At 36.6% G+C, this 8,750-nt stretch carries 6 protein-coding genes and 2 pseudogenes; 6 read left to right on the top strand and 2 right to left on the bottom strand.

Features of this window, described 5'->3' with window-relative positions; all coding sequences use genetic code 11:
* Positions 1 to 83: 83 nt before the first annotated feature.
* Both tsaB and FJR38_RS27110 read right to left on the bottom strand, forming a co-directional pair.
* A pseudogene (tsaB, locus tag FJR38_RS27115) lies at positions 84 to 795 on the bottom strand (tRNA (adenosine(37)-N6)-threonylcarbamoyltransferase complex dimerization subunit type 1 TsaB).
* A gap of 188 nt (positions 796 to 983) precedes the next feature.
* A complete protein-coding gene (locus FJR38_RS27110) occupies positions 984 to 1,232 on the bottom strand; it encodes a Ycf34 family protein (protein ID WP_168497185.1) in 249 nt (82 codons plus the stop codon).
* Positions 1,233 to 1,318: 86 nt separating this feature from the next.
* Between FJR38_RS27110 and FJR38_RS27105 the strand changes: the two genes are divergently transcribed.
* From FJR38_RS27105 to devC, 6 genes and pseudogenes are all read left to right on the top strand, one after another.
* On the top strand, positions 1,319 to 2,590 hold the full coding sequence (locus FJR38_RS27105; RefSeq protein WP_168540661.1) for a CCA tRNA nucleotidyltransferase: 1,272 nt from the start codon (positions 1,319 to 1,321) through the stop codon (positions 2,588 to 2,590).
* 51 nt (positions 2,591 to 2,641) lie between these two features.
* Positions 2,642 to 3,438, top strand: a pseudogene (locus FJR38_RS27100) (Tab2/Atab2 family RNA-binding protein).
* 396 nt (positions 3,439 to 3,834) lie between these two features.
* On the top strand, positions 3,835 to 5,454 hold the full coding sequence (locus FJR38_RS27095; RefSeq protein WP_168540659.1) for an RluA family pseudouridine synthase: 1,620 nt from the start codon (positions 3,835 to 3,837) through the stop codon (positions 5,452 to 5,454).
* A 92-nt stretch (positions 5,455 to 5,546) separates the two neighbouring features.
* Positions 5,547 to 6,137 carry a TetR/AcrR family transcriptional regulator gene (locus FJR38_RS27090; protein ID WP_168540657.1) on the top strand — a complete coding sequence of 197 codons (591 nt, stop codon included), beginning with the start codon at positions 5,547 to 5,549 and terminating at the stop codon, positions 6,135 to 6,137.
* 25 nt (positions 6,138 to 6,162) lie between these two features.
* Complete coding sequence (locus FJR38_RS27085; RefSeq protein WP_168540655.1) at positions 6,163 to 7,452, top strand: ABC exporter membrane fusion protein; 1,290 nt, start codon at positions 6,163 to 6,165, stop codon at positions 7,450 to 7,452.
* Positions 7,453 to 7,486: 34 nt separating this feature from the next.
* Entirely contained in the window at positions 7,487 to 8,668 is a 1,182-nt protein-coding gene (gene devC, locus FJR38_RS27080) for an ABC transporter permease DevC (protein ID WP_168540653.1), read from the top strand.
* Positions 8,669 to 8,750 lie beyond the last annotated feature (82 nt).

Below are 8,750 nucleotides of genomic sequence, written 5' to 3'. Positions count from 1 at the left end.
AGGAGGTGATTTCATGGAGAAATCCAGGGACTGTTTTCGGCTACAAGCTTTACCATGTAAAGCTTAGACAATTTTGCCAATTCTCAAATATCTACAGGATGCTGTCCATAATAAGGCAGAGCTTGTGACCAATGGGGATTTTTTACCTTGCTGCCAATCTAAATAAGCTAAATTCAAAATACTATTAACAGTAGCGGCTAAATGAGATGTAGCTGAAATTAACTGATAACTGGTATGCCAATTAGCTAGGGTTTCTTGCCATGCGGTTGGTGTGAAGACTGTATCTGTTAATAAGGCAGTAAGGCCAGAATCATCAGGGGTGGGTTGATAAATAGCGCCGAATACTTGTCCCCGCTGTGCTGGCATTTCTACTGCAATTACTGGATATTGGCAATTTTTGGGGAGGAGAGAAGTATTTTCAGTTTTGTCAGTAGCAATAGAATGGTTATATAAGGTATATTCTTGCCAAGCTACTGCCGCTAGAGTGGAAATGGTAAACACTGGAATTTTTAGCTGTTGTGCTAATGTACGAGCAGTGACAACACCAATACGAGTTCCTGTAAAACCACCTGGACCTTTAGCAACGGCGATAAATTCTATATCTGTCCAAGTTAGCGGTTTAATTGTTTCCAGTAAGTATTGATGGATGTGACTAGATAAATCACGCCCTAAATTCCAAACTTGTGATTGGGGATGATCTGCAAAGTTGCTAATTGCCAAACCAAGTTCTGGTGTTGTGGTATGCAAGGCTAAGGCGTGTTTATTCTGTGGGAGATGTTTGATTATGGTTGTCAAAGTAAATGCAAATATATTTTTCTGATAAATAATACAGCAGAATTTAGGAACGGAAAGTTAAATAGCTTTTGTTTTGGGCTTTTCAGGGCAACTGAATTAAGCTTTTCAAATTTGGTGTTGCTGATTTTCAGTATGAAGTATTCAGCAACACTTCAGAATCTGCCTTGAATAACTGAGAAGTCATGAGTTTAGGTGGGGACTAATTCACCTGGGCGTAATTTAGACCATTTACCTAGTTCTTGCTTAAAACTGAGACAACCCACAACATCCCATTCCATTTCAATTATTTCGCCCTGTGTACGAATATTGACGTTAATGGAAGGTTCGTTGGGGTCAAAATTTGGTGTTTCTGTCAGGTGGGGCTGTTGGTGCTGAGTTTCTACGGCGTTGTAGGTAACACAGCGGTCTACATAGTGGCAATTCACGCAAATACACATAATAGAACCAACTCTAAAAACCTTTATAGTTAATGTAGCTTAAGCCAGAATAATAAGCATGACTTACTGGGTTGATTTTTATGACAATGGATGAATTAGTTAGTTCTCGCCTAGCCGCCAAAAATTGGCCTTTTAATCTGGAATATTTGCCACAACCTGTTTATATGGTAGGTGGTGCGGTACGTGATGCGATTTTGGGTAGAGTGCGGGAGTATATGGATTTAGATTTTATTATTCCATCGGATGCGGTGAAGATAGCTAGAAAAATTGCTCAACGTTATCAAGCTGGTTTTGTATTACTTGATGCTGAAAGACAAATTGCTCGTGTAGTATTTCCTGAAGCTACGGCTGATTTTGCTCAACAGGAGGGAGAGAGTTTAACTGCGGATTTGTATAGAAGAGATTTTACTATTAATGCGATCGCTTATAATCCCCATACTCAAGAAATTATTGATCCTCTCCAAGGCTATAAAGATATAGAATATGGCTTATTACGGATGATATCACCTGTAAATCTGCAAAACGATCCTTTGCGATTAATGCGGGCTTATCGTCAAGCTGCTCAACTGGGTTTTACTATTGAACCAGCTACTCAGGAGACAATTCGTAGTTTAGCAGCAAGCATCAATGAGGTAGCAGCAGAAAGAGTTCGAGTAGAAATTAATTATTTGTTGGCAAATTCTCAGGGGACATCTTGGCTAAATCTTGCTTGGAAAGATGGTGTTTTAACCAGGTTTTTCAAAAATGCTACTGAGCAAAGTTTTATAAAGTTAAATGCTGTTGATCAAGCTGCTACGTTAATTAGCGATAATTGGCAGGAATTAGGAGAAGAATTGGCAACTTATGTGCGTGAAACTGTGAAAACTTCTTGGTTAAGCATTGCTAAACTTGCTTGTCTTGTTGACTCAAAACCAGAAGTTGCAGAAATAGAACTACAGAAACTTACTTACAGTCGCACAGAAAATCGGGGTGTAACAACGGCTTTAAGACTGTTTTCGGAAATAAAAGAGGTAAATATATCTTTGCGGAAACAGTATTTTCTCTTTCGGGAAATGGGTATTTTATTTCCGGCTGTGTTGGTATTAGCTTTAGCAAATGATATTGTAGCTAAGGGAATGTTTGAGGAAAGTATGTTAGCTATATACAAACCTTTAATCAAGCGTTATCTTAACCCTAATGATGTTGTTGCACATCCTACTGCTTTACTCAATGGTAAAGACATTATGACAGCGTTAAACATTCCTGCTTCACCACAGGTAGGTGAATTATTAATGGAGGTTGGTGTGGCCCAAGCTGAAGGTAAAATTTCCACAGCGAAAGAAGCACTAGACTTTGCAGTAAATTTAGTCAAAGATTAAACTTCTTCAATTCTTATTTGAGCGGTTTATTTAAGTTTTATGGAGTAATAAATGAGTCTAATTTGGCAGGCTGATTTTTATCGTAGTCCCCGGCAAAATTTACCAGGACAGGTATTATGGGAATTATTAGTTTGTAATGAAACTCGTAGTTTCGAGTATGCGGCTACTTGTCCCCAATCACAAGCTAATTCTATTTGGATTACTCAACAATTACAATTAGCAAGTGGGGGAAAGTTACCAGATGTAATTCAGGTATTTCGTCCTCAGTCTTTAAGTTTAATTACAACTGCGGGAAATAATTTAGGTATCAAGGTTGAAGCTACTCGAAGAACTACGGCGTTGAAACAGTGGTTAAAAGCGAAGGAATATACTCTAACTGTGGATAAACCACCTCCAGTACCATTACCTGAAAATTTGTGGGGGAAGAATGGCGCTTTGCAACGATTCCATCTGGTGATATTGTGGATGAGTTTATAGAACGTCCAATTCCTATTTTACAAATCCCAGAGTTTCTAAAACCAATTAATCTTGGTGTAGCTTCAACAATTCCTATTCCTGGGGTAGTAATTTATGGTGGACGACAATCTATGCGTTTATCGCAGTGGTTACAAGAAACTAATCCTGTATCATTAAACTACATTTCTGGTGCGCCTGATGGTTTGATTTTAGAAGCTGGTTTAGTGGATAGATGGATTTTGGCGACTTTTGAAGATGAGGAAATTACCAATGCGGCAAAAACTTATGAACAAAGAAAACAGCTAAGTCATGGGTTACACTTTCTTTTAGTACAGCCAGATGATTCGGGAATGACTTATACTGGTTTTTGGTTGTTGCGACAAGAGGAATAAACTGTTTTTGTAGGTTTAAATAGGGCTTGCTAAAAGAAATTTAAACCTTTGATGAATTAATAATTTCAGGTTCTAGATGATGCTTCTTTAGAGGATGTTTGAAAAGTATCAGAATTAATCGAGATACCCCCAACTCTCCTTCAACTATATTTATATAGCAATTTCCGGTGTTGCTGATTAAGAGTATGATTTTGTTATGCCTACGGCACGCTGCGCGAACACGCAGAGGCGCAGAGTCACAGAGAGTAAGAGTTTGAAATCATTGATTTTTGAATTTCATACCCTAATTCAGCAACGCCCAATTTCCATTCAAGTGAGCTATAAGCAGTAGAAATTAACCGCAGATAAACGCAGATTTTTTTGTACCTCATCAGATTAGGAACCGCTATATATTTTATGGTTATTCTTCATCCACTTTCAGACTTTATCAACTCCAATTCTATTATTGCTTCTTTACAAACTAACTATTACTACGAAGGGAAATGTCCTGAAACTGGCGAAGTTCTCAGATTACCCCGTACACCTTTATCAGAAGCTATAGCTTATGGTTTAATGCAACAAATTGAGCAAAATCAATTGTATGGCTCTGAGGGAAAAATGTATGGTATTTTGCTAGTTGAATTACCCAATGGTGAACAAAGAGTTATTAAAGCTTTTTCTGGTTTATTGAATGGTAATAGTATTGTTGAAGGTTGGGTTTCCCCTATCTCTGGAAGAGAAGAAGTAGCTTTATTAGAAAACCAGACTTTAGCAGAGCTAGAAGCAATTAAACAACAAATAATTAGTCTTCAACAAGTTCCAGAAAGAGGAGAATATCAGGCTCTATTTGCTGAATATACTTTACAGTTACAAGCTATTAAATTACAGCATGATCATAGCAAATTGCTAAGAGAAGAACAACGGCGACAATTTGATCAAAATCTCACAGAAGAATCTTTGAAAATTGCCCTGGCAAAACTAGAGGCAGAAAGTCGTCAGCAGGGAATTGAACGCCGAAATATTAAACGTTATCAAAATGGAATTTTACAGCCTTTACAGGAAACTATAACCACCGCAGACAAGAAAATTTCAGAACTAAAACAACAACGGAAACAACTATCCCGGCAATTACAAAAACAAATGCACGCTGCTTATAGCCTCACTAATTTTTATGGAAAATCTCTATCTTTACAGCAATTATTACCAAAAGGAACACCCACGGGTACAGGTGAATGTTGCGCTCCTAAATTATTACATTATGCAGCTACTCATGGATTAAAACCTCTAGCAATGGCTGAATTTTGGTGGGGTGATTCTACTATAGAGAATAAAGTTAAAGGAGAATTTTACGGTGCTTGTTTAGAAAGATGTCAACCTTTAATGGGATTTCTACTATCAGGATTAAAACCAAACAAAGTAGAGATAATTTATGAAGATGAATGGCTGATTGCTGTCAATAAATACTCTGGATTATTATCTGTGCCTGGTCGTTATTTTCATAATCAAGATAGTGTAATTAGTCGCTTACGTTATTTATATAATCAAGAATTAATAGCTATACATCGTTTAGATCAAGATACTTCTGGGATTTTATTAATAGCTAAAGATTTATTTACTTATTCTCAATTAAGTCAACAATTTCAAAAAAGACAAGTTCATAAAGTTTATGAAGCGATAATTGCAGGTTCTTTAAATATTACGGAAGGTGAAATTAATTTACCTTTGTGGGGAAATCCTGACAATCGGCCTTATCAACAAGTGGATTTAGAACGGGGAAAACCTAGCTTAACTCATTTCCGGATCATGGACAGGGAGGGAAATTTTACACGGGTAGAATTTACGCCTCTCACTGGACGTACCCACCAATTACGAGTCCATGCTGCTGATAGGAGAGGGCTGGGAATGAAGATTTTGGGAGATAAACTCTATGGTTGTCATGCAAAGAAAAGTAGATTATATCTGCACGCAAGGGAGTTAAGTTTTCAGCATCCTCATGTAGAAAAAATCTTACATTTACAGGTAAAAACACCGTTTTAACTAGGACATTAATTTTGTAAAGATATATTGACAAACACTCTAAAATTATCTTATTGTTTAATATAACAAGCGTTCGATATAAAAACCGGGCTATGCCGAAAATTGTTGATCACGAACAATACCGCAAAGAATTACTCGGTAAATGTTTTGATTTATTTGCTGCAAAAGGTTATGCGGCCATTACCATGCGGGAAATTGCTGCGGATTTAAAGGTTTCAACAGGGACGCTGTATCATTACTTTCCCAACAAACAAGCTTTGTTTGAGCAATTGGTGGAAGAAATTAGTCAGCAGGATATTATTGCAGCTTTAACAGAGTTTGGAGGGAAAAATAACTTATCAGAATTAATGGCAGCCTTGGGAGAATACCTGGTTAAAAATGAGGATTATTTAATTAAGTGGACTTATGTCTGGGTTGATTTTTGTCAACATCAAGACTCAAAAATAATGCTGAGTAATAGCACTATTTTTAAACGTGCTAATCAAAGATGTCAGCACGTAGCCTGTGATTTATTAGGTGTTAGAGATGTGGTATTAGCCTCTTTTGTTTTGAGTTTTGTGAATGGTGTGGTTCTGGAAAAATTATGGGGAAATGAAAATATTGATTTTCCTGAACAATGCCAGCTTTTGGGTGAAATGGTGACAGCATATTTAGAGAAAAAGTCTAGGAATAAATGCCAATAAATTTATTTTTGATGGGGGAAATTAGATGAATTATAAACTGTTGTTTAAACCAAAAAATCAAGGTTTAATTGCTTTAATAATTGCGGCTACTACGATTACAGCAGGAATTGCTATTTATGGGATTTCCAACTTTGGGCAAATGGGTAAAACGTCTGTAACAGAAGTAGAAACAATTGTACCTGTTCCGAAAATAGTTACTGCGTTAGGAAGACTAGAACCAGAAACAGAAGTCATTAAATTATCTGCACCTTTAGCATTAGATGGCGATCGCATTGCCGAAGTATTAATTAAAGAAGGTGATAATGTTAATGCAGGACGGGTAATTGCTATTTTACAATCTCGTGATATCTTAAAAAATTCCGTCATTCAAGCACAGAAACAAGTGAGAGTTGCCCAAGCTAAATTACAACAAATTAAAGCCGGAGCTAAATTAGGAGAAATTCAAGCACAAAAAGCAAGTGTTGAGAGGATTAAGGCACAATATGCAGGAGATAAGCAAGCCAAGCAGGAAAATATTGCTCGGATATCAGCCCAATGGCAAGGTGATAGAATTGCCCAAACTGCAACTATTAATAAATTAACAGCAGAACTTAAAAATGCGGAACTAGAGTATCAACGCTATGAACAGTTATTTACTGAAGGGGCAATTTCTAACTCTGTAATTGATAGCAAACGATTAACTGTCGAAACTGCTAAACAGACATTAAGTGAATCCCAAGCTGTTCTGAATCGGATTAATACTACAGCAAATAAACAACTAGCAGAAGCTAGAGTTGAACTCAATCGCATTAATACTACTAGCAATAAACAAATTAGTGAAGCCACAGCCAAACTGAATAGTGTCGCCGAAATTCGTCCTGTAGATGTGCAGTTAGCGCAAGCAGAAGTTGAAAGTGCGATCGCTGATTTAAAACGTGCAGAAACTGAACTAGAAGCAGCTTATATTCGTGTCCCAATGACAGGACAAATTATCAAAATCCATACTAAAGTCGGCGAAAAAATTGGTGAAAACGGTATTGCTGATTTTGCTCAAACTAACACAATGGTAGCCGTAGCAGAAGTTTATCAAACAGATATTAGCAAAATAAAATTAAAACAAAAAGCTATAATTACCAGTCAAGGATTTACAGGAGAACTGCAAGGTACAGTTGAACAAATTGGTTTACAAGTTAACCGCCAAAATGTTTTTAGTGATCAACCAGGAGAAAACTTAGATAGCCGGATTGTAGAAGTAAAAATTCGCCTGAATCCTGAAGATAGCAAAAAAGTTTCTAGTTTAACTAATTTACAAGTGCAAACAACAATTAAATTGTAATTTATTTTCCCATAGAGGTGCAGAGAGGAAAAAAATGATTAATAAAATGTTTCGGAAAACTCCCCTAGCTTGGCGACAATTAATGAAAGAAAAAACGCGGCTTGTGGTTGCAGTCGCGGGAATTAGCTTTGCCGATATACTGATATTTATTCAGATGGGTTTTGAAAGTGCATTATTTGATGCTGCTGTTCAACCTCATCGCAATCTACAAGCGGATTTAGTATTAATTAATCCTCAATTTGAAACTTTATTTTCAGTTAAAAGTTTTTCGAGAGAAAGACTTTATCAAGCATTAAGTTATAATGGTGTAAAATCAGTTAGTTCTATTTACATTAGTACCGGACAATGGCGCAATCCTGAAACAAGAATGGATCGAGCTATTTTAGTTTGGGGTGTAGATCCGGTTACACCTGGCTTGAAATTTCCTGAACTGCAAGCTAAAAAAGATTATCTTAAACAATTAAATCAAGTTTTGTTTGATGAAGCTAGTCGTCCAGAATATGGACAAGTTGGGAGTATTTTTCGAGAAACAGGGAAATTTAACGCCGAATTAAGCGGAAGAAATGTCAGTGTCAAGGGATTATTTCAAAATGGTGCTTCCTTTGCTGCTGATGGTAATGTTGTTGTTAGTGATTCTACTTTTTTACAATTATTTCCTACTCGTAAACCTGATCAAATTGAAGTTGGGTTAATTACTCTTCAACCCGGTGCTGATATTGAAAAAGTTCAAGCACAACTGAGAAGAGGATTAAATCCAGATCCCAAAAATCCCTTTGTTGAAGTTGGTACTCCGGAAACATTTGCCCAAAAAGAAAGAACTTATTGGTCTAATGGTACAGGGATTGGTTTTATTTTTGGTTTGGGTGTGATAGTCGGTTTTATTGTTGGTATTGTCATTGTTTATCAAATTCTTTATTCCGACGTTTCTGATCACTTACCAGAATACGCCACTCTCAAAGCAATGGGTTATACCGACAATTATCTATTACGAGTTTTGTTGCAGGAAGCATTATTGTTAGCAGCTTTGGGTTATTTACCTGCATTTTTTCTATCTTTTGGGATATATCAATTAACTTTTGCGGCAACTCTTTTACCAATATATATGAAGGTAGATCGGGCAATTAATGTTTTTATTTTAACGGTAGTTATGTGTACTATTTCTGGGGCAATTGCAATGCGAAAACTCCGTTCGGCTGATCCTGCGGATATTTTTTAATATAAAGGTAAAAATCAACTATGTCATTCGATTTTTCAACCATCGCTATTCCAGCTACTTCTAGTTCAGAAACAGTTATTTC

Origin of the sequence: Anabaena sp. UHCC 0253 (assembly GCF_009712085.1) — a bacterium.
Classification (GTDB): domain Bacteria; phylum Cyanobacteriota; class Cyanobacteriia; order Cyanobacteriales; family Nostocaceae; genus Dolichospermum.
This window is presented reverse-complemented; position numbering and strand designations above follow the sequence as displayed.